19 protein-coding genes are annotated in these 25,518 nt (G+C 67.2%); 10 read left to right on the top strand and 9 right to left on the bottom strand.

Annotated features, from left to right (window positions below; translation table 11 throughout):
• Positions 1 to 3: 3 nt before the first annotated feature.
• The gene (locus BR47_RS0120970; RefSeq protein ID WP_029105009.1) at positions 4 to 1,320 is read right to left on the bottom strand and encodes a UDP-glucose dehydrogenase family protein; all 1,317 of its coding nucleotides are present in this window, start codon (positions 1,318 to 1,320) and stop codon (positions 4 to 6) included.
• An 882-nt stretch (positions 1,321 to 2,202) separates the two neighbouring features.
• Between BR47_RS0120970 and BR47_RS0120975 the strand changes: the two genes are divergently transcribed.
• From BR47_RS0120975 to BR47_RS0120985, 3 genes are all read left to right on the top strand, one after another.
• A complete protein-coding gene (locus BR47_RS0120975; protein ID WP_165605960.1) occupies positions 2,203 to 3,057 on the top strand; it encodes a glycosyltransferase in 855 nt (284 codons plus the stop codon).
• A 43-nt stretch (positions 3,058 to 3,100) separates the two neighbouring features.
• The gene (locus BR47_RS32200; RefSeq protein WP_051634921.1) at positions 3,101 to 3,871 is read left to right on the top strand and encodes an FkbM family methyltransferase; all 771 of its coding nucleotides are present in this window, start codon (positions 3,101 to 3,103) and stop codon (positions 3,869 to 3,871) included.
• A 223-nt stretch (positions 3,872 to 4,094) separates the two neighbouring features.
• The gene (locus tag BR47_RS0120985; protein WP_141772252.1) at positions 4,095 to 5,252 is read left to right on the top strand and encodes a polysaccharide pyruvyl transferase family protein; all 1,158 of its coding nucleotides are present in this window, start codon (positions 4,095 to 4,097) and stop codon (positions 5,250 to 5,252) included.
• A 6-nt stretch (positions 5,253 to 5,258) separates the two neighbouring features.
• Here the strand turns inward: BR47_RS0120985 and rarD are convergent, their stop codons facing one another.
• The 3 genes from rarD to lspA are packed head-to-tail and all read right to left on the bottom strand — an operon-like array spanning position 5,259 to position 7,719.
• Positions 5,259 to 6,191, bottom strand: a complete 933-nt coding sequence (gene rarD, locus BR47_RS0120990) for an EamA family transporter RarD (RefSeq protein ID WP_029120696.1) — start codon at positions 6,189 to 6,191, stop codon at positions 5,259 to 5,261.
• Entirely contained in the window at positions 6,188 to 7,111 is a 924-nt protein-coding gene (locus BR47_RS0120995) for an RluA family pseudouridine synthase (RefSeq protein WP_029105011.1), read from the bottom strand. The genes rarD and BR47_RS0120995 overlap by 4 nt, the downstream gene beginning before the upstream one ends.
• Entirely contained in the window at positions 7,108 to 7,719 is a 612-nt protein-coding gene (gene lspA / locus BR47_RS0121000; protein WP_231506748.1) for a signal peptidase II, read from the bottom strand. Before lspA ends, BR47_RS0120995 begins: the two co-directional genes overlap by 4 nt.
• Positions 7,720 to 7,836: 117 nt before the next feature.
• On the opposite strand from lspA, the gene BR47_RS0121005 reads away from it, so the two are divergent.
• Together BR47_RS0121005 and BR47_RS31050 are read left to right on the top strand one after the other, a co-directional pair.
• A complete protein-coding gene (locus BR47_RS0121005) occupies positions 7,837 to 8,760 on the top strand; it encodes an asparaginase (RefSeq protein ID WP_029120698.1) in 924 nt (307 codons plus the stop codon).
• 159 nt (positions 8,761 to 8,919) lie between these two features.
• On the top strand, positions 8,920 to 10,917 hold the full coding sequence (locus tag BR47_RS31050) for an acyltransferase family protein (protein WP_051634922.1): 1,998 nt from the start codon (positions 8,920 to 8,922) through the stop codon (positions 10,915 to 10,917).
• Positions 10,918 to 10,919: 2 nt separating this feature from the next.
• Here the strand turns inward: BR47_RS31050 and BR47_RS0121015 are convergent, their stop codons facing one another.
• Positions 10,920 to 12,257 (bottom strand): DNA polymerase IV, encoded by a 1,338-nt coding sequence (locus BR47_RS0121015; protein WP_051128446.1) that lies wholly within the window; start codon positions 12,255 to 12,257, stop codon positions 10,920 to 10,922.
• Between the two features lie 60 nt (positions 12,258 to 12,317).
• On the opposite strand from BR47_RS0121015, the gene BR47_RS0121020 reads away from it, so the two are divergent.
• Positions 12,318 to 12,527, top strand: a complete 210-nt coding sequence (locus tag BR47_RS0121020; RefSeq protein WP_029120699.1) for an RNA-binding S4 domain-containing protein — start codon at positions 12,318 to 12,320, stop codon at positions 12,525 to 12,527.
• 15 nt (positions 12,528 to 12,542) lie between these two features.
• Here BR47_RS0121020 and ileS read toward each other — a convergent pair whose 3' ends face one another.
• Together ileS and BR47_RS31055 are read right to left on the bottom strand one after the other, a co-directional pair.
• Positions 12,543 to 15,689 carry an isoleucine--tRNA ligase gene (ileS, locus tag BR47_RS0121025; RefSeq protein ID WP_029120700.1) on the bottom strand — a complete coding sequence of 1,049 codons (3,147 nt, stop codon included), beginning with the start codon at positions 15,687 to 15,689 and terminating at the stop codon, positions 12,543 to 12,545.
• Positions 15,690 to 15,955: 266 nt separating this feature from the next.
• Positions 15,956 to 16,600, bottom strand: coding sequence for a hypothetical protein (locus tag BR47_RS31055; protein ID WP_141772253.1), 645 nt, complete (start codon positions 16,598 to 16,600; stop codon positions 15,956 to 15,958).
• A gap of 134 nt (positions 16,601 to 16,734) precedes the next feature.
• On the opposite strand from BR47_RS31055, the gene BR47_RS0121035 reads away from it, so the two are divergent.
• From BR47_RS0121035 to BR47_RS0121045, 3 genes are all read left to right on the top strand, one after another.
• Positions 16,735 to 17,088: a hypothetical protein gene (locus tag BR47_RS0121035; protein WP_029120701.1), complete on the top strand. Its 354-nt coding sequence runs from the start codon at positions 16,735 to 16,737 to the stop codon at positions 17,086 to 17,088.
• 57 nt (positions 17,089 to 17,145) lie between these two features.
• Positions 17,146 to 17,880 carry a hypothetical protein gene (locus BR47_RS0121040; RefSeq protein ID WP_020100526.1) on the top strand — a complete coding sequence of 245 codons (735 nt, stop codon included), beginning with the start codon at positions 17,146 to 17,148 and terminating at the stop codon, positions 17,878 to 17,880.
• Positions 17,881 to 18,046: 166 nt separating this feature from the next.
• On the top strand, positions 18,047 to 19,786 hold the full coding sequence (locus BR47_RS0121045) for an AMP-binding protein (RefSeq protein WP_020100527.1): 1,740 nt from the start codon (positions 18,047 to 18,049) through the stop codon (positions 19,784 to 19,786).
• A gap of 66 nt (positions 19,787 to 19,852) precedes the next feature.
• On the opposite strand, the gene BR47_RS32205 is transcribed toward BR47_RS0121045, so the two are convergent.
• Both BR47_RS32205 and BR47_RS0121055 read right to left on the bottom strand, forming a co-directional pair.
• Entirely contained in the window at positions 19,853 to 20,794 is a 942-nt protein-coding gene (locus tag BR47_RS32205; protein ID WP_141772254.1) for an FkbM family methyltransferase, read from the bottom strand.
• Between the two features lie 49 nt (positions 20,795 to 20,843).
• Positions 20,844 to 24,041, bottom strand: a complete 3,198-nt coding sequence (locus BR47_RS0121055; protein WP_177127398.1) for an MMPL/RND family transporter — start codon at positions 24,039 to 24,041, stop codon at positions 20,844 to 20,846.
• Between the two features lie 219 nt (positions 24,042 to 24,260).
• Between BR47_RS0121055 and BR47_RS0121060 the strand changes: the two genes are divergently transcribed.
• Positions 24,261 to 25,499: a glycosyltransferase gene (locus BR47_RS0121060; RefSeq protein WP_020100530.1), complete on the top strand. Its 1,239-nt coding sequence runs from the start codon at positions 24,261 to 24,263 to the stop codon at positions 25,497 to 25,499.
• Positions 25,500 to 25,518: the final 19 nt, after the last annotated feature.

A 25,518-nucleotide genomic window follows, 5' to 3' on the forward strand; every position in this document is an offset into this window, starting at 1 on the left:
CTACTAGACGTGCAGTCCGCCACGACCGAGGGAGTACACCTGCCACCCGGCCCGCGACCAGCTCTCGCGGTCGATGACGTTCCGGGTGTCCAGCAGGCGTGGCTCCTTCACCACCGAGCGGAACGCCTCCGGGTCGATGTTGGTGTACTCGTCCCACTCCGTCGCCAGCACGATGAGATCCGCGTTCCGGCAGGCCTCCTCGGCGCTGTCGAAGTAGCCGAGCGTCGGGAACCGGGCCTTGGCGTTGTCGATCGCCTTCGGATCGTGGACGCGGACGTCGGCGCCCTTCAAGTGCATCGCGGCAGCCACGTTCAGCGCCGGCGAGTCACGGACGTCGTCGCTGTTGGGCTTGAACGCGGCACCCAGGACGGCGATGCTCTGGCCGAGGAACTCCCCACCGACGACCGCACGCGCGACCGACACGGCCTTCTCCCGGCGGCGCAGGTTGATCTTGTCGACCTCGTGCAGGAACCGCAGCGCGTCCGAGGCGCCCAGCTCGCCGGCCCGGGCGCTGAACGCCCGGATGTCCTTGGGCAGGCAGCCGCCGCCGAAGCCCAGGCCCGCGTTCAGGAAGCGCTTGCCGATGCGGTCGTCGTACCCGAGCGCGCGGCTGAGCACCGTGACGTCGGCGTCGACGATCTCGCACACCTCGGCCATGGCGTTGATGAACGAAATCTTGGTCGCCAGAAAAGCATTGGCTGCGACCTTCACCAGTTCGGACGTCGGGAGGTCCGCCGTCAGATAGGGCGTGCCGCCGTCGAGCAGGGAGCCGTACACCTCTTGCAGCGTCTTCTCGGCGTACTCGGAGGTGACCCCGAACACCAGGCGGTCGGGCTGCAACGTGTCCTCGATGGCCTTGCCCTCGCGGAGGAACTCCGGATTCCACGCCACTTCGAGATCCGTCGAGGTCTTCGCCACCTCGTCGGCAAGGCGCTGGGCCGTGCCGACGGGAACGGTCGACTTACCGACGACGAGCCCCGCACAGTCGGCGTTGGCGGCCACCGCGCGGAAGGCGCTGTTGACGTACTCGATGTTCGCGGCGTCGGAGCCGGCCATCTGCGGGGTACCGACACAGACGAAGTGCACCGAGGCGCCGGACACCGCTTCCTGCACCGACTGGGTGAAACGCAGCCGGCCGGTGGCGAGCACCGTGGCGAGCAGTTCGTCGAACCCGGGCTCGTAGAACGGCGAGGTACCGGCCGACAAGGCGGCGATCTTCGACGCGTCGGTGTCGTACGCGACGACCTCGTGCCCGATATGTGCCATGCAAGCGGCGTGAACGGCACCCAGATAGCCCGTTCCAATCACGCTCAATCTCATATAGCCGAACTCCACGTCGTCGCAGTTACTTTCCGGCCACCCGAGGGGTCGCCGGTCGATCATTTCAGCGCGCTCCACGCACGGTCGGGACGCACGGACCCGGGATTATTCGAGAGCAGCAGCCGTCGCAGCTAAGTACACCACACTGTGCCGCCGGGGCTTCGGTGAGACGCCGCGAACTGAGGTCCGGCCGTCCCGACGGTGGCGCGCGCGGCTGGCGGCGTTGCGGCCGCCGCCAGGTCCTGGAATCCGAGCATGCCGCGCCACCCTTTGCTCGATCGACGCCGCCGGACGTCAATCCGGTTCCTATGACGTTGCTGTGACGGTGCCGCAAATGCGATTGTGCCGATTACAGGCTCGAAATGCACACCATTTCGCGGCACGTGATTGCCGGTCGGCGGCGTCCACGACAATTGACCATGCGAACCGTTATTTGCCAGAGATATGCGAGGCAACGCAATTGTTGTCGACGTCAGAATTGCGGCCCAAAACCCCCTCCGACCACGCAATCTCTTGAAGTCCGGCCGGAGTTGGGACGGCCGTTTGCATTGGTAAACAAACGAAATTCCCGGGCGTCCCGGTAATTCCCACATATATGGCAGATTTGCGGCGGGTAACTGTAGAGTCCGCTGCATGGCGCGTTCGCTCACCCGGCCTGCACAGCCAACTCTTGATGCCCCTGCCGCCAAGGAAACAAACCCGATTCGGGTCGCGGTATGGCCACACTGGTTGGACAACCCCTATTTGCCCAACATGATCGATGGGTTACGCGCGGAAGGCCTGGAAGTTTCCGCGCCACATATTCTGAGTATCGAATCCGCGCGACTGCACAGTGGCGATTGGCTGCACCTGCATTGGTCCACCGAAGCGCACACCAGCCACGTGCGGTGGATATACGAAGCGCGGGCCGCGGCATTCAACCGGCAATTGCAAATACTGAAACGGCGCGGCGTGCGCATCGCCTGGACGGCGCACAACCTCGTGCCACACGATGATCCGCACCCCGACCTGGGCCGCAGCATCCGCAAGGACCTGCTCGCGCTCGTCGACCACGTGTTCATCCACTTCCCCAGCGCCCAGGAGACGCTCGCGCGGGAATTCGGCTACACGGGACCGTGCACCGTGGTTCGGCACCCGCACTACATCGACTCACATCCGGCACCGCCGTCACAGCTGGAGGCGCGCGCCAAACTCGGCCTGCCCGCCGACGGCTTCGTCGCACTGTCCTTCGGATTGCTGCGCCCCTACAAGGGCATCAGCGACATCATCCACGCCTTCCAGAAGGTCGCCAGAGACCAGGACCGGCTGATCCTGGCCGGCAATCCACAGGGTGACGTCTCGGCGGATCTCGCCCTCGCGCGGGAAGACCCGCGAATCCTCGTGTGCGCCAAACGCATTCCGAAGTCAGAGGTTCCGCTGTACTTCGCCGCGGCCGACGGCGCCGTCATCGCCCACCGCGGCTTCTTCACCTCGGGCAGCGCGCTGCTGGCACTGAGCATGGGCTGCCCCGTGATCGGCCCCGAGGTCAACCACCTCGTCGACCTGGCCGGTGGGCAACGCCTGTACCCGATCGAGCTCGGAGTCGACGGACTGGCCGCGGGCCTCGCCGAGGCACGCGAGAAGGCCCGCAGCGTCGACCGCGAGTCGATGCGCAACTGGGCGGGCAACTACAGCAACTGGCGCGAGGCCGCCGCCCGCACCGCAGCGGTCTTCCGCGACCGCACCTACGGCCACTGAAACACGTTCTCGATCCCGTCAAGGAATGCAACGAATAGCAAATATGTTCTCCGCATCAGCACTCCGCGCCCGCCAACTCGTCAACTGGGAGTTGCGCAAAGGTGAGCCCGAGCTCAGACTCCTTGCGGTACTCAAGGATTCAAGCCACGATTTTCTCGATGTCGGCGCGAATGCGGGCGTCTATTCGTACTACGCACTGAACCGCTTCCGCAAAGTAATTGCCGTAGAAGCGCATCCGGTCATGGCGTCCAGCTTGCGCCGGATCATCAAGCCGGATAATCGGGTTCTGCCGGTGGCATTGTCCGACCGAATTGGTGAGACGACATTTCATATCCCCACCCGCCGCGGCCGTGATGTCCTCACCAGGAGTTCATTACAGGAAGACGCCAATCCGGGTTTCGATCTGCGCACCATCACCGTGCCGACCACGACCATCGACGAGCTCGGTCTGAACCGGCTCGGCGTGCTCAAGATCGATGTGGAAGGCCACGAATCGGCCGTTCTCCGCGGCGGCGTGCGAACTCTGCAAACAGCGAAGCCGACGTGCATCGTCGAATGCGAGGAACGGCATAACGCCGGGGGCGTCGCACAGACCTTCGCGTTTTTCGACACCATGGGATACCAGGGCTACTTCCTGCACCGCGGCGCGCTCCGGCACGTGGCCGAATTCGACACCGCGGCATTGCAACGGCCCGAGGCCGCGAAGTCGGTCGGCGGAAAACGCTCGCCCGACTATGTGAACAACTTCATCTTCATCCACCCGGACAACGCGGCGCAGCTGGCGGGCATTCGTCAGGTGTTCAGCGGCCGCTGACGCCGGCTCGCGGTCGAGTCCCCGGCATCACCCCCGCTCACGACACGAATCGACGGATTCGTCAATTGCGGCGGTGCCGCCGGCGCCGATCCGCCTGCGGCCAGCTAACACCAAATAGGCGTCCCGTCTGGTCTCCGAAGCTGGTAGCTACCTGTTAGTGTCCTGGACATCCTCACAGGGACGAGAAATTTCCGGTACCGGGGATGTCGAAGGGGGCAGTGGATTGGCACGCGTTTTTCTATCCACCTGGGGACAGAGCGACAACATCGGCGACTCCATCCTCAGACGCGGCCTGCTCCGGACTTTTCACGGAATCGACGACGCCCGGGTGCACGTCCACGTGGGCCGCAAGCTGATGCCGGATACGAATGACGAGCGCTACCTCACGGCGCTGCAGCTGCGCGGTGACGAAGTGGTGCACGACACCGCGATCGGCTGGTTCAGCCGCTACGCCACGAGCGCACTGACCGGCCGGACCCTCATGGTGATGCCGGCGGGCGAACTGGTCCTGCCCGAACGCGCCGGACGCTTCTGGGGTTGGTGGACGGCGATCTGTGCGCTGCTGTCACGACCCCGCGGCGGCACCACCGTCCAGGTCGGCGCCGGGGTCCGGATGTCGTCGGACGCCGCCGTCACCGCGCCGCCGATGGAGCGCTACGCCCGGCGCAAGATGTCGCTCGTCGCCTGGCGAGATCCCCGAACGGCCGCCGCGTTCGGCATCGGCGACGTCGCGCCCGACTGGGCGTTCGGGGAAGGCCCCGACCCCCTGCGCGAAGGCCTGGGCACCCCGGCCGGCGAACGCACGATCCTCGCCGTCACCACGCGCGGGAACCGGGACCCGCTCGACGAGAACAAGATTCGCCTCCTGCGGGACATCGCCAAGTCCCGTGGGCTGCGCATCCAGGTGTACAGCCAGGTCCGGCGTGATCGCGAGGCGATGGAGAACCTCGCCTGGGTGCTGCATCCGGGCACCGAACCGCTGCTGTTCGGCGAGGAGTCGCACGCCGAGTGGGAGAAGAAGGTGCGCGCGCTGCACCGGGAATCGGCCATCGTCGCCAGCGACCGGATTCATGCGTTGATCGTGGGCGCGACCGAAGGCGCCGTCCCGCTGGCCGTTTCGAGCGGGTCGACCGAGAAGGCACTCCGCACCCTCAAACCGGGAGGCTTCGACCTGCCGGCGGACCAGCCTGCCGCCATCAACGACTATCTCGACACCATGCTCGGCGACGCGACATCCGTCAGTCGCCGCATCGTCACGGCGCGCACCCACCTGGACCAGCTCCGCAATACGCTGCGCAGTTTCGTCGGTGGCCGCCCGGTCAGCGACCCGGGTACCGCCGAACCCCTGCCCTACGAATTCCGCCACGCCGCGGCGTCCTAGCGCCGCCTACGTCGCGACCGGATCCTTCTCCGGGGCATCCGGCGCCGGCGCCCGACGACTGCGCACCACCGCGTCACCGGTGAACACCGCGAGCGCCAGCCAGATCAGGACGAAGCCGGCCCACCGGCCGACCGGCATGGGCTCATGGCCGACGACGACACCCCACGCCATCTGCAGCGCCGGCGTCAGATACTGCAGCAGACCCATCGTGACCAACGGAAGCCGTTGCGCCGCACCGGCAAACATCAACAGCGGCAGCGCCGTCACCGGGCCGCACAACATCATCAGGAGCGTGTGGCCCGCGCCCAGTGCGGGAACCGTCGCCTGCCCCGCAACCGCGAGTACGACGAGATAGGCCACCGCGAACGGGGCGGCCACCCCGGCCTCGACACCGACACTGACCCGCGGGTCGGCGCGCACCACCTTCTTGACCGCGCCGTACACCCCGAACGACACCGCCACGCCGAGGCCGATCACCGGGATTTCACCGGCCTGCACCGCCAGCACCACCACCGCGACCATGGCGATGGCCAGCGCCGCCGCCTGCGCGCGATTGAGCCGCTCGCCGAACAGCGCGACGCCCAGCGCCACACTCACCAGCGGATTGATGAAGTAGCCCAGTGCCGCGTCGACGACGTGGCCGTTGTTGACCGCGTAGATGTAGATGCCCCAGTTCAGCGAGATCAACGCCGACGCGCACACCAGCAGACCCCAGGTGCGGCCCGACAGCCGGCGCAGGTCACCGAGGCGGCGGCCGACGGCCAGCACCACGAACATCAGCAGCACGGTCCACACGATGCGGTGGGCCAGCACCTCGAAGGCACTCGCCGGCTTCAACAGCGGGAAGAACGCGGGAAACAGACCCCACGAGCCGTACGCGCCGAGCCCGAGCAGCAATCCCCGGTTCTGTTTCGAAGTGGCCGTCGCGGTAGTGGTCACTGCCGATGCAACACATCCAGAGCGTGCTGCAATTCCGCCGGGTACTCACTGGTGATCTCGATCCACCGGCCGTCGGCCGGATGGGCGAACCCCAGCGAGCGCGCATGCAGCCACTGCCGCTCGAGCCCCAGCTTCTTCGCCAGCGTCGGATCGGCACCGTAGGTCAGGTCGCCGCAACACGGGTGGTGCAGCGCGGAGAAATGCACCCGAATCTGGTGGGTCCGGCCGGTCTCCAGATGCACATCGAGCAGGCTTGCCGCCACGAACGCCTCGATGGTGTCGTAGTGCGTGATGCTGTGCCGGCCGCCCTCGGTGACGGCGAACTTCCAGTCGTTGCCCCGGGCCCGGCCGATCGGTGCGTCGATGGTGCCGCTCGACGGATCCGGGTGGCCCTGCACCAGCGCGTGGTAGCGCTTGTCGACGGTGCGGTGCTTGAACGCCCGCTTGAGCACCGTGTACGCCCGCTCGGACAACGCCACCACCATGACGCCGGACGTGCCGGCATCGAGACGGTGCACGATGCCCTGCCGCTCATGGATGCCCGACGTGCTGATCCGGAAGCCGGCCGCGGCCAGGCCTCCGAGGACCGTCGGGCCGGTCCAGCCCAACGAGGCGTGTGCCGCGACCCCGGCCGGCTTGTCCACGGCGACGATGTCGTCGTCGGAGTAGAGGATCGCCATGCCCTCGATCTCCTGCGGGGTGTTCTCCACCGGCGCCGGCGCCTCCGGCAACCGAACCTCCAGCCAGGAACCCGCCACCAGCTTGTCCGATTTCGCCGCCGGCGCGCCGTCGATATCGACCCCGCCGTCTTCGGCGATCGTGGCGACCGCGGTGCGCGACAACCCCAGCAGGCGAGCCAGGCCAGCGTCCACCCGCATCCCGGCCAGTCCTTCGGGGACCGGCATCGAACGGCTACTCATCGGCCGGTGTCAGCGTCGTCGGCGGCCGCGGCGGCCGGTTCCGGCTCTGCCGACGAATCCTGTTGCGTATCAGTGGCTTCCGCGGAATCCCCGGCCGGCGACTGCTTGCCCTCGGTGTCGAAATCGATGCCGAACATCGACAGCCCGACCAGCAACACGGCGCCACACACCACCGCGGAATCGGCGACGTTGAACACCGGCCACCAGCCGACCGAGAGGAAATCGACCACGTGCCCGCGCAACGGCCCCGGCGAACGGAAGAACCGGTCCATCAGGTTGCCCACCGCGCCGCCGAGGATCATTCCCAGGCCCAGCGCCCACCACAGCGAGACCAGCCGCCGCCCCATCCAGATGATGCCCAGCACCACGCCGGTGGCGATCAACGTCAGCACCCAGGTGTAACCGGTCGCCATCGAGAAGGCCGCCCCGGAATTGCGGACCAGCGTCCAGGTGATGGTGTCGCCGATGATCTCGACCGGCTGACCGGGCACCAGCAGCTTCACCGCCAGCACCTTGGTCAACACATCCAGCCCCAGCACCAGCGCCGCGACCATCAGCAACAGCCGCAGCCGCCGCGCGACGGGCTGGGCCTGCGGCGGGGCCGTCACCGGCGATTCGGCCTTCTCCGCCGTCTCCGGCCCGGTGCCCGAGGTCGCGTCAGGCTCCGTGGATTCATCAGTCACTCCCCCATCATCCCAAAGACGCCGTGAGGAACAATTTCGCCCATGACTCGCGTCGTCGTGATCGCCACCGGAGGCACCATCGCCACCAGCACCGACCAACACGGAATAGCCCGGCCGACACGCAGCGCCACCGACCTGGTCCACGACCTGGGCGCCGGCGTCCAGGTCGACACCGTCGACCTCATGTCGGTCGACAGCTCCGAGCTGACCCCGGCCGACTGGGACCGGATCGGCGCCGCGGTACGGGCTGCCGGTGATGCCGACGGCATAGTCGTCACGCACGGCACCGACACCATGGAAGAAACCTCGTTGTGGCTCGACATGACGTACGACGGTGCCGTGCCGGTGGTCCTGACCGGCGCCATGCGCAGCAGCGACGCACCCGATGCCGACGGCCCGGCCAACCTGCGGGACGCCATCACGGTGGCCGCCAGTGCATCCGCTCGCGATCTCGGGGTGCTGGTCAGCATGGCCGGCCAGGTGTGGCAGCCCCTGGGCCTGACCAAGTCCGGGCACGGTTTGCTCGGCACCGCCGTCGGGTCGGTCGACGACGGCTCGTTCGTCCCCGGCGCGGTCAAACAGCGGCCCCGGCTCGGCGCCTTGTCGGCGGCGTCCACACCACGGGTGGACATCGTCGCGGCGTATGCCGGCAGCGACGCGGTGGCCATGGACGCCTTTGCCGCGGCCGGCGCCGGCGGACTCGTGCTCGAGTCACTCGGTTCGGGCAATGCGGGGTCGCAGGTGCTCGCCGGTGTGCAGCGGCTGTGCGCCGCCGGCGTCGCGGTGGCGATTGCGACACGGGTGCCCGGTGCGCGCGTCACATCGGGCTACGGTCCCGGACGGGCATTGCTGGACGCCGGGGCGGTGTCGGCGGGCGGGTTGCGCGCCGCCCAGGCCCGGGTATTGCTGATGGCGGCGCTCGCCGCCGACATACCGGTCGCAGACCTGTTCGCTGAGTGGGTTTAGCGAAACCGTCCCACTGAGTGGACGACTTGTCGTTCGACGCGCGTCGAATTGACGACCCAATGATAATTTCCCCCACGCCCAACTCCCGGGGGGATCACAGTGGAATCGACGGCGCTCGGTAGCCGACACAAACAGCAGAAACGTCTCGACATTCAGGGCATGCGCGCGATCGCGGTGGCCCTCGTCGTGCTGTTCCACGCGGAAATCCCCGGATTCGGCGGCGGCTACGTCGGCGTCGACGTCTTCTTCGTGATCTCCGGATTCCTGATCAGCACGCACCTGCTGAGCGAGCTCGACCAGCGCGGGCACATCCGGTACGGCGCGTTCTACGCCCGGCGGGTTCGACGGCTGCTGCCGGCCGCCCTGACCGTCGTCGTGGCCACGGTGGCCGCGGCCGCCTACTGGGTATCGCCCCTGCAGTTCGGGTACGTCGTCAAGGACGCCATCGCGGCGACGTTCTACGTGCCGAACGTCCTGTTCGCCTACCGCGCGACCGACTACCTCGCGGACAAGACGCCGTCGCTGTTCATGCACTACTGGTCTCTCGGCGTGGAGGAACAGTTCTACCTGCTGTGGCCCGCATTGCTCGTCGGGCTGTTCGGGCTGTTCAAGCTGCGCACCCGCCGGGTGGCGGCCATCGGCGCCGTCGTCGCGGCATCGTTCGCGCTGTGCGTGTGGTTGACCGGTTTCTCGCAACCGAACGCGTTCTTCATCCTGTTCGCGCGGATCTGGGAGTTCGGCGTGGGCGGCCTCGTCGCACTCGTCCTGCTGACCCGCGGCCGTGTCTTCGGCGACCGGATCGGCGCCGTCGCCGGCTGGGCCGGGCTGGCGGCGATCGTGGGCAGCGGCGTGCTGTTCTCCACCGCCACCGAGTACCCCGGCGACGCGGTGGCGGTGCCGGTGCTCGGCACGGCGCTGCTGATCGCGGCCGGCCCCGTGCGCTGGGGTCCCGCGGCACTCCTGAGCCTGCGGCCGCTCACCTGGATCGGTGACATCTCGTACTCGCTGTATCTCGTGCACTGGCCCCTGCTCGTGTTGCCCGTCGCCGCCACCGGCTACATGCACACCTCGCCGATGTGGCTGCGCGTCGCGATCGTCGCGGCCTGCGTCCCGTTGGCGTGGCTGCTCTACCGGTACGTCGAGCAACCGGGCCAGCACCTGACGTGGCTCAACGCGGCCCGCCCGCGCCGCACACTCACCGCGACCGCGGGCGTCATGGCCGCCGTCTGCGCCGTGGTGCTCACCGTCGCCGTCGTGCAGTCCCCCCGGCGGGATGCCGGCCGCCCCGCGGTTCACGCGGCACTGAGCGTGAAGCCCGCCGGCACTCCGTATGTGCCGAGCAACCTCACGCCGGAGCTCTCCGACGGTGCCGGCGGTGAGCCGGTCATCTACGCGAACGGCTGCCACCGCGGCCAGTGGGCCACCGACCCGGCCGGCTGCACGGTGGGGTCCAACCCGCAGGCGCCGCTCGTCGTCCTGTTCGGCGATTCCCATGCGGCGCACTGGTATCCGGCCCTGTCCGCCCTCGCCGACCAGGGCCTGATCCGGCTCGACAACCGCACCAAGAGCCACTGCCCGTCGGCCCATATCCACATCACCACCTACCCGCGGTGTGCCGAATGGCGCGAAAACGTGCTCGACAGCCTTGCCACGGCCAAACCGGCGCTGATCCTTCTCGGCGCCTGGGGCTCCAGCTACCTGCTGAACGATGCCGACCCGACAGCGCACTGGCGGAAGGCACTGACAGACACCATCAGTGAACTCCCGGCGCAATCGCGCGTCGCGGTGCTCGCCGACACCCCGTCGATCGGGGTGGCGCCCACCTTCTGTCTGGGCCTGTACCCCGACGACACCCAGCGCTGCGCACTGCCTCGCGACCGGGCGCTGAACCAGGCCGTCCGCCGCGCCGAGACCGACCTGGCCTCCCGGCGCACATTCGACTACCTCGATTACAGCGACTACCTGTGCAACGACACCGTCTGCCCAAGCATCATCGGGGACACCCTGGTCTACCGCGACGGCCACCACCTCACGGTGAACATGAGCACCGCGCTCGCCCCGATCATCGGCGTAGACGTGCTGTCGCTCCTCACACCGGAAGGCAAGCCCGCCAACGCGGACACTCCGGCCCGCGGCCTTCATCCCCACCGGGACTAGCGTCAGGCCGCGCCGTCGTCGGTCGGCAACTGCGCCAGGTAGTCCTGCCAGTCCAAGCTGTCGACGGGGTCGGCGCGGGTGATCCGCGGATCGTCGGCCGCGACGGTGCGGGCCACCCCGGGACCGCTGGCCCGGGTCTCGAACCGCACCGTCATGACACCGTGCCCGGCGCCCTGCACCCACCCGTGGCCGTGGTCCGGATGCTGGACGTCGTCGCCGACGCGCCACGGGGATTCGATCGGCGCGGCGCTCAGCGGCCCGGCCTGATCAGCCGACGTCGCGACCTCGCCATCGTCCGCCAGCTCGAGCTCCGGGAACAAGGACTCCTGACGGGCATCCGTCAGGCCCGAAAACCCAACGCCCACAAGACGAATCGGGCCAATCTCGACAGGATCGAGTAGCAGCCGGCGGGCCGTCGCCGCCAGGGTCGACGGATCAGTGGTCGCGTACGGCAACGTCGCCGAACGGGTCAAGGTACTCATGTCGGACTTCTTCAGCTTCACCGTCACGGTGCGGGCACCACGCCCGTCGCGCTGCAGCCGGCGGTGCGCGTGCTCGGCGATGGGCCCGATCTTCTCGCGCAACTGCTCCAGGGTGGTCAGGTCGACCTGGAACGTGGACTCCGCGCTGATCTGTTTGGCCTCGGCACGCTCGACCACCGGCCGGTCATCGATGCCGCGCGCCAGCCGGTGCAACGCCGGGCCGACAGTCCCGCCGAGGACGTCGGCGGCTTCGGCATCGCTGAGCGCCGCCAGCGCGCCGACCGTCTCGATGCCCAGCCGGTGCAGCTTCTCCTCGGCAACCGGCCCGATCCCCCACAACTTCCGGACCGGCAACGCCGCCAAGAGCGAGCCCTGCTCGTCGCCGCTGATGATCCGGACCCCGTCAGGCTTGGCCAGGCCCGACGCGATCTTGGCGACCTGCTTGCCCGAGCCGGCGCCGACCGAGGCCACCAACCCCGTCTCGGACCGCACGGCAGCCCGCAGGTCTTCGCAGAACCGCCGGACCTCGTCGGGCTCGGCACCGACCAGTTCGGCCGGCTCACCGAAGGCCTCGTCGAACGACAACTGCTCCAGCACCGGCACCACGGCACGCACCGCGTCGAGCGCCCGTCGACTGGCCACCGAATACACCGCACCGCGCGGCGGCAGCACCACGGCGGACGCGCCGACCAGCCGCCGGGCCTGATGCATGGGCATCGCCGAGCGGGCACCGAACCTGCGGGCCTGGTAACTGGCCCCGGCCACCACGCCACGACCACCGAGCCCGCCGACCAGCACCGGGCGGTCCCGCAGGGTAGGCCGGGTCAGCTGCTCGACGGACGCGAAGAAGGCATCCATGTCCAGGTGCAGGACCCAGCGATCCACAGTGGCCAATGCTATGTCGCTACCCTTCTCGGCATGAACGACGTGCCGATCCGTGACGAATCGATCCGGCTGGGTCAGTTCCTCAAACTCGCCAATCTCATCGACAGCGGAGCCGACGCCAAGGCGGTCATCGGCGACGGGCTCGTGCGCGTCAACGGCGAGGTCGAGACGCGGCGCGGACGGCAGCTGCGCCCCGGCGACACCGTGACCTTCGAGGGACAGTCGGCGCGGGTCAGCGGCTGACCCGCGCCGGGACCGTCAGGCCTTGGCGATCGCGGCCCGGACGCCGTCACCGACGTCGGCGCCGTCGGCCAGCTCGCCCGCATCCACGACGGTGAACCCGGTCGCCAGGATCTCGCCGGCGATCAGATCGGCATGCGTGGTGGCCCACGCCCGCTTGTCGGCCGGCACCGCGAACGTCACGGTGATCCGGTCGGACACGTCCAGCCCCGTGGACTTGCGCAGGTCCTGCAGTTCGCGGATGCGGTCCTTGGCCCAGCCCTCGGCTTCCAGCTCGGGGGTGACGGTGGCGTCGAGCACCACCAGACCCGCACCCTCGGGCAGCGCCGCGGTGAAGTCCGGTTCCGCGGCAACGAGTTTCGAGCTGTACTCCGCAGGCAGCAGCACGGCGGGCCCGGCGGTCAGCGTGCCGTCGGGGTTGACGACGCCCTCCCCGGCCTTGACCGCCTTGATCGCGGCCTGCACGTCCTTACCGATGCGCGGACCCGCAACGCGCGCGTTGACAGCCAGCTCGAACTTGCCGTAGGCGTCGATGTCATCGGTCAGCTCGACGGCCTTGACGTTGAGCTCGTCGGCGATGAGATCGGTGAACGGTCGCAACGCCTCCGGGTTGTCCACGGCCACCGTCAGTTTCGGCAACGGCAGGCGCACGCGCAGCTTCTTGGCCTTGCGCAGCGACGAGCCCGCCGAGCACACCTCGCGCACGCGGTCCATGGCAGCGACCAGCTCTGGGTCGGCCGGGACCACGCCGGCCTCGGGCCAGTCGGTCAGGTGGACCGAGCGCTCGTCGGTCAGTCCCTGCCACATCTTCTCGGTAGCCAGCGGCAGCAGCGGCGCGGCCAGGCGGCACGTCACCTCCAGCACGGTGTGCAGCGTGTCGATGGCGTCGGCGTCCTCTTCCCAGAACCGCGAACGCGACCGTCGCACATACCAATTGGTGAGCGCCTCGGCGAACTGGCGCAGCTGCTCGCAGGCGCCCGAGATGTCGCAGGCATCCAGCGATTCGGTCAGGGTGTCCCGCAGGTCGGCAAGCTTGGCCAGGATGTAGCGGTCCAGCACATGCGTCGAATCCGTGCGCCAGGTGCCCTTTTTCGGCGCGTACAACGCCAGGAAGGAGTACGCATTCCAGACCGGGAGCAGCACCTGGCGGACACCGTCGCGGATGCCCTGCTCGGTGACGATCAGGTTGCCGCCGCGCAGGATCGGCGAGGCCATCAGGAACCAGCGCATGGCGTCCGAGCCGTCGCGGTCGAACACCTCGGACACGTCCGGGTAGTTGCGCAGCGACTTGCTCATCTTCTGGCCGTCGTTGCCGAGCACGATGCCGTGTGCCACACAGGTTTTGAACGCCGGACGGTCGAACAGCGCCGTCGCCAGCACGTGCATGGTGTAGAACCAGCCGCGCGTCTGCCCGATGTACTCGACGATGAAATCGCCCGGGAAATGGGCTTCTTCGCTCGCCGAACCGTCGAACCAGTCCTGGTTCTCGAACGGGTAATGCACCTGCGCGTAGGGCATCGAGCCCGAGTCGAACCAGACGTCGAAGACGTCCTCGATGCGGCGCATGGTCGACTTGCCGGTCGGGTCGTCGGGGTTGGGCCGGGTCAGCTCGTCGATGTACGGGCGGTGCAGATTGTCCGGACGGACGCCGAAGTCACGCTCGAGCTCGTCGAGGCTGCCGTAGACGTCGATGCGCGGGTACGCCGGATCATCCGACTTCCACACCGGAATCGGGCTGCCCCAGTAGCGGTTTCGCGAGATCGACCAGTCGCGGGCATTGGACAGCCACTTGCCGAACTGGCCGTCCTTCACATGCTCGGGGTACCAGGTGATCTGCTGGTTGAGCTCGACCATCCGGTCCCGGAACTCGGTGACCTTGACGAACCACGACGACACCGCGCGGTAGATCAGCGGATTGCGGCACCGCCAGCAGTGCGGGTACGAGTGCTCGTAGGTCTCGTGGCGCAGCAGCACCGGCGCATTGACCGCGACCGGGCCGGTGCCGTTCTTCAGGTCCTTGATGATCTGCGGGTTGGCCTCGAAGACCTGCTGCCCCTGGTAGTCGGGCACGGTCGAGTCGAAGCGCCCGGTCGAGTCCACCGGCGTGACCGCCACGATCCCGGCGGCGTCACACGTGGCCTTGTCGTCCTCGCCGTAGGCCGGCGCCATGTGCACGATGCCGGTGCCGTCCTCGGTGGTGACGAAATCACCCTGCAGCACCTGAAAGGCGTTCTGCGCCTTGTCGCTGTCGACGAAGAACGCGAACGGCGGCAGGTAGTGCGTGCCCAGCAGTTCGGCGCCGAGGTAGCTGCCGACGATCACCGGCTCCTCGCCGAACTCACGGGCGTAGGCGGCCAGCCGGGGCTCGGCCAGCACGTAGTTCTGCTCGTCGGGACCCACCACCTGCACGTAGGTGACCTCGGGATTGACGGCGACCGCCTGGTTGGACGGCAGGGTCCACGGCGTCGTGGTCCAGACCAGCAGGCGGGCCCCGGCCACCGGGCCGTCCGTCGCGACGAAGCCGACGGTCAGCGCCGGGTCCTGCCGGCTCTGGTAGACGTCGTCGTCCATGCGCAGCTCGTGGTTGGACAGCGGCGTCTCGTCATTCCAGCAGTACGGCAGCACGCGGTTGCCCTCATAGGCCAGGCCCTTGTCCCACAGCTGCTTGAACGCCCAGATCACCGACTCCATGAAGGTCAGATCCAGGGTCTTGTAGTCGTTGTCGAAGTCGACCCAGCGGGCCTGGCGCGTGACGTAGGACTGCCACTCGTTCGAGTACTTCATGACCGAGGCCCGGCAGGCGTCGTTGAAGGCGCCGATACCCATGGCCTCGATCTGGGCCTTGTCGGAGATGCCGAGCTGGCGCTGCACCTCGAGCTCGGCGGGCAGGCCGTGCGTGTCCCAGCCGAAGCGGCGCTCGACCTTGTAGCCGCGCATGGTGCGGTAACGGGGAACGATGTCCTTGACGTAGCCGGTCAGCAGATGGCCGTAGTGCGGCAGGCCGTTGGCGAACGGCGGACCGTCGTAGAAGACGTACTCGGGGGCGCCGTCGCGGCGCGCGATGCTGGCGCGGAAGGTGTCGTCGCGGGCCCAGAACTCCAGGACCTCGGTTTCGAGGTCGGGGAAGTTCGGTGTGCCGCTTGCGGTCTTGGGGTACGCGCTCACGTCGGGTCTCCAGTGCCGTCAGCACCAACAGGTGCTCAGTCCAGGCACGGGGACGACGATCTCGCGTCTGGACGCGAGCGCCGCGGTACCACCCCGCTTGCGCACAGCCGACCCCGGAAGGTCGCGCGTGTACGCCGCTCAACTACAGGCGATGACGGGCCTACCCGTTCGGTTCTACTGAGCCGCAGCCGTTCTTCCGAATGCTCCCCGGTGATGGCCGGATCGATGCGAATGCAGCGATTCTAACGGGCGCGGGAGGCTCCGTATCACTCGGCGACCGGCATGGCCTCCGAGGCGAGCTCGATGACGGCGTAGGAGAACTGCTCGGCGAGTTCCTCGACGGTGTAGGGCTCGAACTGATGCCGGGCGTACCACCAGTCGACGTGCAAGGCGTCGTCGGCGTGGAACGCGCGGACCTCGAGCGTGTGCGCCGGGCCCGGGTGCTCGCCGTCGATCGCGGCCATGCCGTAACTGAGCAACACGTCGGCAACGTCGTTCGGGTCGGCTGTGGCGGCCGCCAGGGCGCCGCGCACCGTCTGCACCATCGCGGTGGCGTCGACGTCCGATGCCGAGACCGCGTCGACCTCGACCCGGCGGATCACGGCGAGTCCGCCACCGGAGCGTTCCTTCGCTGCGGCGACGTCGACAGCAGCTCGGCCGGGTCCGATCACGCGCTCGATCGCGCGGCCGAGCGCCGCGATCAGCAGCACCTCGGCATCGACTCCCAGGTATTCGACCGCGCCCTCGAGCTCGGCCGTGATCACCGGCGACAGCGGGGCCTCGAGGCGCCGCATGTCGACCGCAGTACCGGCGGTGTCGTAACCGCCGAACTCGTAGTCGGCGACGTGCATCGTCGCCGCAGCAGCAGAAGGGAGAACGGCATCGATCTCACCGGCGTACGCAACAGTCATGTGATGCACACTACAACACGATTCCCAAATTTGGGACATAGCTCCCGAAACTGTGACGCCCATGTCAATTACGGCTTATGTGTCGCAAAAACAGTTGCTAGCAACCAAAGGGGGGAAGGGTCTATCGTGGCAGAGTGCCCCGAACAGACCAGAACGGCAGACAGCTCAAGGCGCTGCTCGACTACATCTTCGACGGCGATGTCGAAGCGAGGGAGATCTACGGTGCGCTCGGAACGTCGAGCAGTACGTACTACCGGCGGATCAAAGAGGCCGACTATCCCAACGCGGAAGAGCTCCGCCTGGTGGCCGATCACTTCCGGTTGAGCTACCCCGACCTGCAAGTTCGGTTCGGTCTGATGAGCCACGACGAGGTCATCAGCTACATCCAGTCGGCACCCCTCGCGGTTGCCACGGCGGCGCCGGCGGTCCCCAAACGCGCCACGAAATTGTCGGAAATGACGCGACGTGCTGATGCACCGCCGCTCTGACAAGTAAAATCTGAGCAGTCACAAAGCGCTGACACGGGCTTCCAAAAGGCTTCAACCATGGCTCTCACATTTCTCATCACGATCACTCTCGCCTGCATGGCGTGGAGTCTCTGGATCCGTCGCGTCACGTGGTCCTGCCGCTGGGAAGTCGCGGCGACCCTCAACATCGCGCTGCAGGCCGCGGCCGTCGCCCTGATGTCCCCGATGGCCGCCGACACGCTGGGCCGTGCCATCCACTCGATGACCGGCGTCTGGAACCTGCCCGCCTACCTGGGCCACGACTGCTACATCGTGGCCGCGTCGGCCATCGTCTACAACGCCATCGGCCGCCTCGCCGACGACTCGGCGATGCAGAAGATGTTCACGCAGTACATCGAGCGGCCCGCCACCCTGTGCATCCCGATCCTGCTGGCGCTGTTCTCGATGAGCGTCGCCGGACGCGAGTACTCCCCCGACCTGTTCACCATGCCCACCGACGGCTGGCTGGCCGCCTACTGGCTCGTGCTGTGCGGCACGCTGACCTACCTGCTGGTGTTCGGTGCGCGCGCCCTGCTGGTGCTGCGCAAGAACGAAGACTCGCGGCGCATCGCCAACATCTACCTGTTCGCCACCGGCAGCGGCATCCTGGCTTGCGCCACCCGCATCCTGACATCGCTCGTACCGGAGCTGCAGCCACTCGAGGACGGCAAGTTCGTGTGGGTCTTCGCCTGCATGTGCGGCGGGGTCTTCGCACTGGCGTCCGCGCACTCGTGGCTGATCAAGACCAAGTGGTTCTCGAAGGCCGCCCGCTGACCCTCCGTCACCCACCGCCGGAGACTCGTCAGCAAAAAGCCTGATACGTCAAAATCTGCGCGTATGCCTTACTCTGCTATCCGGCACCCGGTGTCAGTTTGACTGTGTTTCACCGTCTTCGACGACACCCGGCCTTCACCCCTGCCCGTATACCCCCGAGGAGGAAGTGTCCGTGATCGAGTCGTCTCTGCCGGCCGTCCTGCGCGAGCGCGCCAGCCTGCAACCCAACGACCTGGCTTTCACGTTCATGGACTACGACACCGACCCCGACGGTGTGGCGAAGACGCTCACCTGGGCTCAGCTGTACCAGCAGAGCGTCGCGGTGGCCCACGAACTGCGCCAGCACGGTGAGATCGGTGACCGTGTGGTGATCGTCGCTCCGCAGTGCCTCGAATACGTCGTCGGCTTCCTCGGCGCCCTCGAGGCCGGCATGATCGCCGTCCCGCTGACCCAGCCGATCATGGGTCACCACGACGAGCGCGTCATCTCCGTCATGAAGGATGCGCAGCCGGTCGTCGCCCTGACGACCGCGGCCAGCAAGGACGCCGTCGCGCAGTACGCGACGCCGAACGACGACGGCCGCAGCCCCGTCGTCCTCGCGGTCGACGAGCTGGACCTCGAGACCCGTCGTAAGCCGTTCTCGCGCCGCGAAGTTCGCCCCGAGACCGCGTACCTGCAGTACACCTCCGGCTCGACCCGCACGGCCGCCGGCGTCATGGTGTCGCACCGCAACGTCTCGGCCAACTACGAGCAGATGATCGCGGTCTTCTTCTCCGAGTGGGGCAAGGTCGCGCCTCCCGGAAGCACCGTCGTGACGTGGCTGCCGCTGTACCACGACATGGGCCTGCTGCTCGGCGTGTGCACGCCGATACTCGGCGGCTGGCACACCGTGATGACCAGCCCCATCTCGTTCCTGGTCAAGCCCGCCCGCTGGATGCAGCTGATGGGCAGCCACAAGAACGTCATCACCGCCGCGCCGAACTTCGCCTTCGACCTGGCCGCCGCGCGGACCACCGACGAGGACATGGCCGGCAAGGATCTGAGCACCGTCCTGACGGTCTTCAGCGGCGCCGAGCGCGTGCAGCCGACCACCGTCAAGCGCTACATCCAGCGCTTCGCCAAGTTCGGCCTGCCGGGCAAGTCCGTCCGGCCCAGCTACGGCCTGGCCGAGGCCACCCTCTACGTGGCGTCCCGCGAATCCGGCGAGCCGCCGACGGTCGTGGAATTCGACACCGAGAAGCTGGCCGACGGCATCGTCGAGCGCGTCGAATCCGGCAGCCCGCTGGTGAGCTACGGCTTCTCGCCGTCGCCCCTGGTTCGCATCGTCGACCCGGAGACCCGCCGCGAGGCCCCCGAGGGCACCGTCGGCGAAATCTGGACGCACGGCGAGAACGTGTGTGCCGGGTACTGGAACAAGCCCGAAGAAACCGAGAAGACCTTCCGCGGCGTGCTCGAGGACGCCCCCGAGGGCACCCCGTCGGACACCTGGCTGCGTACCGGCGACCTCGGCTTCATCTCCGAAGGCTCGCTGTTCATCATCGGCCGCATCAAGGACCTGCTGATCATCCGCGGCCGCAACCTGTACCCCGACGACATCGAGGCCACCGTCAGCGCGGTCTCGGGCGGCCGCACCGCCGCCGTCGGCTTCGAGGAGGACGGTGTCGAGCAGTTCGCCGTCGTCATCGAGATGAAGAAGCGCGGCGAGACCGAGGACGAGGTCCGCGAGAACCTGGCCCAGGTCAAGCACGACATCACCTCCGCCATCTCGCAGGTGCACGGCGTGAACGCCGCCGACCTCGTGCTGGTCGGCCGCGGCTCGATCCCGATCACCACGAGCGGCAAGATTCGCCGCCAGGCCTGCACCGAGCTGTACCGCAAGGGTGCCCTGGCGCGTCTCGACGCCTGATCCGCCTGATCCGCCGCCGCGACCAGGCTGCGCACCGCGCAGCCTGGTCCGGGGCGGCTGACGGCGCTAGGCGCGCGTCAGGAGAATATCGGTTCGCCGCTTCGGCGCTGTCTGCAGTTCATTGAGCGGACCGCCTTTCCATTTGAGATACCACGCATTGCTGTAGCCGTTCTCCACTTCGTAGGCGGCGAAGTTTTGCTGAATTCGCTTGAACATGACATCGAACGCGGCTTGGTCGTCTTCCGGATTGGCCTCGAAGATGATGCTCATATTCTCGGGAAACGCATCGATGTGGTCGAAAATGTCGTTGAGAATTGTCGTTTCAGCACCTTCGACATCCATCTTGATCAGGCGCACACGTGCCAATTCCTCCGGCGAGAGAATATCCAGCAACGGCGCCGCTGCGACCGTCGCGCATTTCTTTCCCTTCCGGGACGGCAACGTCGTGGTGGCACCGATGTTGCGGGGGCCGAAGTCATACAGGTCGAGTTCGCCCGCATGGTCGGACACCGCAACATTCACCGGGCGGATGTGGTCGGCGAGATCGCGGTTGATCTCCAGATTGCGCAACATCTTTCGGTAGATGTGGGGTGCCGCCTCGATCGCGACGACGTCGGCCCGGGTGGCCGCGAGCATGGCGTCGTAGCCGATGTTCGCGCCGATGTCGACGAACAGATCTCCCGGCGCGAGACTGTTTTCGATGATGCGCGAAATGGCGGGTTCCCACACGCCGTAATAGATGATGCTCCGCTGAATCGAGTCGACGGGGTCGCAATGAATGGTCGCCCCGTAATAGGTGGTCGCGTCGCGCGGCTTTCTGAGCCCGAGTTGATACCAGTCGAGAATGCCACCCCCGATCCATCCTGGAAGTGGCCGCAATGCGTCAGCGAATTTCCGGAGATCCATCGGTGATCGAATGTCCTGTTCTTCAGAGTCGCGGTGCGGGCGCATCTGGTCGCCGCACAAAACATCGACCCCTGAATCCCCCGCCGGACGCCAGGAATTCAACCAGGTTTATTGACGAGAAAGTTCAATTTCTCGGAAATTCGATATCCGCTCAGCCGAAGAAGCCGCGGTGCTGGACCGCTCCGGCGGCCTCGAAGGCCGTCGTCATCTGGCAGGCGTCACACGTGGCCGCGTAACCGCACTCCGGGCACGGCTCGACCTCGTCGGACTCCCGGCGGGCCTTGCGCTCGGCCAGCAGCCGTTCGGTGGCGGCCGCGGCTTCGGCCTCCTCGGCCTCTTCCCGCTTGCGCCGCGGCGACTTCGACGGCCACCAGTTGGCGTCACCGAGCAGTGCCGCGGTCGCCGGCACGGTGACCGTACGGACGATGAACGTGTCCAGCAGCAGGCCGACGCCGATGATGAAGCCGAGCTGCACGGCGCCCAGGATGCTACTGACGGTCATCGCGAGCATCGACGCCGCGAAGATCAGGCCGGCAGAGGTGATGACGCCGCCCGTCGCGGCGACCGTTTTCACGATCGCCGAGCGCACGCCCCATTTCGCCTCGTCACGTATTCGGGATATCAGCAGCAGGTTGTAGTCGGCGCCGACCGCCACCAACACCAGGAAGGCGATACCCGGCACACTCCAGGAGATGTCGTAGCCCAATATGAACTGGAAGAACACCACGCCGATGCCCAGCGCCGAACCGTACGACAGCACCACCGACAGCACCAGGTAGAGCGGCGCCACGACCGACCGCAGCAGCTGCACCAGGATCAGGAACACCACGATCAGCGTCACGATGACGATGTACTGGATGTCGCTGTTGTAGTAGTCGCGAATGTCGCGGTTCACCGCGGACAGACCGACCATCGACACCTTCGCATCGGACAGCGTCGTGTTGGGCAGTGCCGTCTGGGCCGCCTTGACGATCGCGTTGGTCTGGTCCATGGCCTCGGTGCCGAACGGGTTCAGCGCGGTCTGCACCAGGTAGCGCACCGTGTGGCCGTCCGGCGACACGAACAGCGTCGCGGCCTTCTCGAACTCGTTGCGGCTCAGGATCTCCGGTGGCACGTAGAAACCGGCCATCTGCGGCGTGTTGGCGTCGCGGCGCATACCGAGCAGGAACGACGAGGCCTGGTTCAGACCGCCGCCCATGCCCCGGACCTGGTCGACCAGCAGCTTCACACCGTCGGCGAGCTGCTTGCTCGAATCTGCCAGCAGGTTGACGCCGTCGACCGCCTGTTGCAGCCGCCGCTCCAGGTCCGCGGTGTCATACAGGCGCAGCTGCTTGAGCAGGCTGGTGATGCTCTCGATGTTGGTGCCCATCCCGCGGACCTTGTCGTCCATCCCGGGGTCGCTCTTGTACTGCTGCAGCATGTGGCCGAGGTTGATGACCTTCTGCACCGTCTCGGGGTCGTTGCCGTCGTTGACGTTCTGCAGACCGATCTTCAGGTCGTTGCACGCCGGGTAGTAGTTGCAGAACGGCGTCGCGTTCAGCGTCTCGAGGGCCTTCCCGGACCACTTGTAGACGTCGCCGACGCGGACCAGCTGCCCGCCGACGGCGTCGCCCAATGACGTCATCTGGGACACCATCTTGGCCGACTTGTCGAGATCGTCCAGCGTCTTCGACCCGCCGTACTGCTTCTGCAGCGCCGACATCTGGGTCAGCATCTGCCGCACCGGGCCGATCCCACCGAGCACCTGCGTGCGGATCTGGTTCAGCGCGTCCGCGAGCTGATACTCGCCGTCCACCAGCTTCTGCAGCAGCGCGTCATTGCCGTTGATGAGGTTCGAGGCGTCCTTGAGCTTGCTGCCGACCTCACCGGCCTGGTAGGTCGCCTTGGCCTGCTCCAGTACGTCACCGGTGGGTCGGGTGATGCCGCGGACGGCGTCGATGTGCGGCAGCTGGGCGACGCGCTGTGCCATCTGCTCCATGTCGGCGAGCGACTTCGGGGCGCGCAGGTCGCGTGGCGACTGGATCAGGATGAACTGCTGCATCGTCGTACTGATCGGGAAGTGCTTGTTCAGCGCCGTGTAGGCGACGTTGCTCGCCGCGTCCGGGTCGAGGTCTTTGCGGTTGTCGTAGTTGTAGCGGACCATCGTCGCGCAACCGGCGAGTGCCAGCAGCACCGCGAGGCTGCCGGCCAGGTGGGTCACCGGGCGGCGCACGATGTTGACGCCCGAGCGACGCCAGAACTTGCCCGTCATGTCCTTGCGCGGCTTGATCCAGCCGCGGCGCCCGACCAGGACGATCAGCGCCGGCAGCATGGTCACCGACGCGAGGAAGCCGACCAGCACGGTCACGGCCAGCGCCGGCCCGATGGTGGCAAAGACCCCGAGGGTGGCGAACGACAGCGCCAGGAACGTGATCGCGACGGTGCCGGCCGAGCCGGCGATGACTTCACCGATCGACGTGAGCGCGGATACCAGCGCCCGGTCGGTGGCGACGCCTTGTCTGATGAACTCCTGATATCGACTGAACAGGAATATGGCGTAGTCGGTCCCGGCGCCCATCATCATGCCGGTCATCAGCACCAGGGTCTGCGGTCCCACCGCGAGACCCAATAGTCCCAGTCCCGCCACCAACTGTTGCGCGACGATCAGCGAGACACCGATGGTGACGAGCGGCAGCAACATCGCGACAACGCTGCGGTACACGATGATCAGGATCGAGAAGACCAGGATGCCGGTGGCCGTCTCGATCATGTGCTGATCGCGGGCACCGATGTCATTGATGTCCTGGAACGTGGCCGACGCGCCCACGATGTTCAGCGTCAGGTCGCTGCCCTTGACCACCTCTTCGATGGTCTTCTTGGCATTGCGGTACGCCAGCTGGCCGGGGCCGGTGCCCATACTCCCGACGAGGCTGACGGGCAGCTGCACCGCTTTCCCGTCCTTGCTGGCCATCACCTGGCGCAGCTCGGGGATGTGGATGAAGTCCTGTGTGGACCGGACGTTGGTCTTGTCGGCGTTGAGCTTGTCGACCAGCCGCCGGTAGACCTCTTCGTCTTCCTTGCTGAAGCCCTTTTCGTTGGTCAGCAGGACGACCGCGATGTTGCCGGCGTCGGCCTCGCGGAACGCGTTCTTCATCGCGTTGGAGGCGATCAGCGTCGACGAATCGGGCGGCAGGAACGGCGGCGGACGCCGGCTGGCAACGTCGACCAACGTCGGAAGCGCGAGAAAAAGGACGATCGCAATGCCGACCCACCCGGCCAAAACCACGACGGGACGCCGCACCACGAACTTGCCGAGTGCGGCGAAACCCGCATGTGCCAAAGCACCGCTTGGCCTGGCACGTTTCAGCATCCCCGACAGGCTACACGCCGCAAACGGATCTGATGCACCGACCGGCAGCGCAATATCGACGCCGTCAAAGAGCCGCATTGCTGTCGCCATGCTGTAATCGGGTGTGCCACTGATGAAGTCACCCATCCCCCGCCATGCCTCCGGGCATCCGGCGTTCCCGTTGCCATTCATGCCCCAGCAATGCGGAGATCAGCGGCAGACCGATATGTGTGGAATTCTGTGAAGTTTGCTATCGCCATTCATGGCACGCGCGGAGACATCGAGCCCAGCGGCGCCGTGGCCCGAGAATTGCTGCGCCGCGGCCACGAAGTACGCATGGCCGTGCCGCCGAATCTGGTTTCGTTCGTCGCGTCGGCGGGCCTTCCCGAGCCTGCCAGCTACGGCGTGGATTCTCAGCAGCAACTGGATGCGGACATCTTTCGTGACCACTTGAGCATCAAGAACCCCGTGAGTGTGGTCCGCGAACTCCGGGATTACATGACGCAGGGCTGGCAGGACATGAGTGCCACCCTCACGGAGGTCGCCGCGGACGCGGATCTGCTGCTCGCGGGGACCACCTATCAGGAGGTGGCCGCCAACGTCGCCGAGCATTTCGACATCCCGCTGGCCGCGCTGCACTACTTCCCGTTCCGCCCCAACAGCCAGGTGCTGCCGGTCCCGCTGCCACTGCCGCTGATCCGCCGCGGCTTCGCGGTCGGCGAGTGGTTCCACTGGCGCATGCTCAAGGAGGCCGAAGACATCCAGCGGCGCACCCTGGGCCTGCCGCCGGCCACCGTGCGGGCGGTCCGGCGCATCGAGGACCGCGGGGCCCTGGAAATCCAGGCCTACGACGAAGTGCTGTTCCCCGGCCTGGCGGCCGAATACGGTGACGCCAAGCCGCTCGTCGGGTCCATGTCGATGGAGCTGCAGACCGACACCGACTCCGACGTGATGGCGTGGATCGCAAATGGCAAGCCGCCCATCTATTTCGGCTTCGGCAGCATGCCGGTCGAATCCCCCGCCGAGGCCGTCGCGATGATCGACACGGTGTGTGCCGAACTCGGCGAGCGGGCGCTGATCAGCTCGGGCGTCTGGGATCTGCCGGACACCACGCTGGGCGACCACGTGAAGCTGGTCGGTGCGGTCAACCACGCTGCGGTGTTCCCGCTGTGCCGGGCCCTGGTCCACCACGGCGGCGCCGGCACCACCGCGGCCGGGCTGCGCGCCGGGGTGCCGACGGTGGTGCTGTGGGTCAGTGCCGATCAGCCGGTGTGGGCCGGGCAGGTCAAGAAGCTGCAGCTGGGCGCGTCGCGCCGGTTCTCGAAGACCACACCGGCGTCGCTGAAGGCCGCCCTGCGCACCGCGCTGCAGCCGGAGTGCGCGGACCGGGTCCGGGCCGCTGCCGCCCGCATGACGAAGCCCGCGGACAGCGTCGCACGCACCGCGGACCTGTTGGAAAAGGCCGCCCAGGCCCGTTAGGGGCCTGGGCGGGACCGCC

The organism is Mycobacterium sp. UNC410CL29Cvi84 (assembly GCF_000686745.1).
Lineage (GTDB): Bacteria > Actinomycetota > Actinomycetes > Mycobacteriales > Mycobacteriaceae > Mycobacterium > Mycobacterium mucogenicum_B.

Excerpts from the sequence above, each read along its gene's own strand:
- BR47_RS0120970 (WP_029105009.1), bottom strand. The coding sequence starts at position 1,320 with ATGAGATTGAGCGTGATTGGAACGGGCTATCTGGGTGCCGTTCACGCC.
- BR47_RS32200 (WP_051634921.1), top strand. The coding sequence starts at position 3,101 with ATGTTCTCCGCATCAGCACTCCGCGCCCGCCAACTCGTCAACTGGGAG.
- BR47_RS0120995 (WP_029105011.1), bottom strand. The coding sequence starts at position 7,111 with ATGAGTAGCCGTTCGATGCCGGTCCCCGAAGGACTGGCCGGGATGCGG.
- BR47_RS0121005 (WP_029120698.1), top strand. The coding sequence starts at position 7,837 with ATGACTCGCGTCGTCGTGATCGCCACCGGAGGCACCATCGCCACCAGC.
- BR47_RS31050 (WP_051634922.1), top strand. The coding sequence starts at position 8,920 with ATGCGCGCGATCGCGGTGGCCCTCGTCGTGCTGTTCCACGCGGAAATC.
- BR47_RS0121015 (WP_051128446.1), bottom strand. The coding sequence starts at position 12,257 with ATGGATGCCTTCTTCGCGTCCGTCGAGCAGCTGACCCGGCCTACCCTG.
- BR47_RS0121020 (WP_029120699.1), top strand. The coding sequence starts at position 12,318 with ATGAACGACGTGCCGATCCGTGACGAATCGATCCGGCTGGGTCAGTTC.
- BR47_RS31055 (WP_141772253.1), bottom strand. The coding sequence starts at position 16,600 with ATGACTGTTGCGTACGCCGGTGAGATCGATGCCGTTCTCCCTTCTGCT.
- BR47_RS0121040 (WP_020100526.1), top strand. The coding sequence starts at position 17,146 with ATGGCTCTCACATTTCTCATCACGATCACTCTCGCCTGCATGGCGTGG.
- BR47_RS0121055 (WP_177127398.1), bottom strand. The coding sequence starts at position 24,041 with ATGCTGAAACGTGCCAGGCCAAGCGGTGCTTTGGCACATGCGGGTTTC.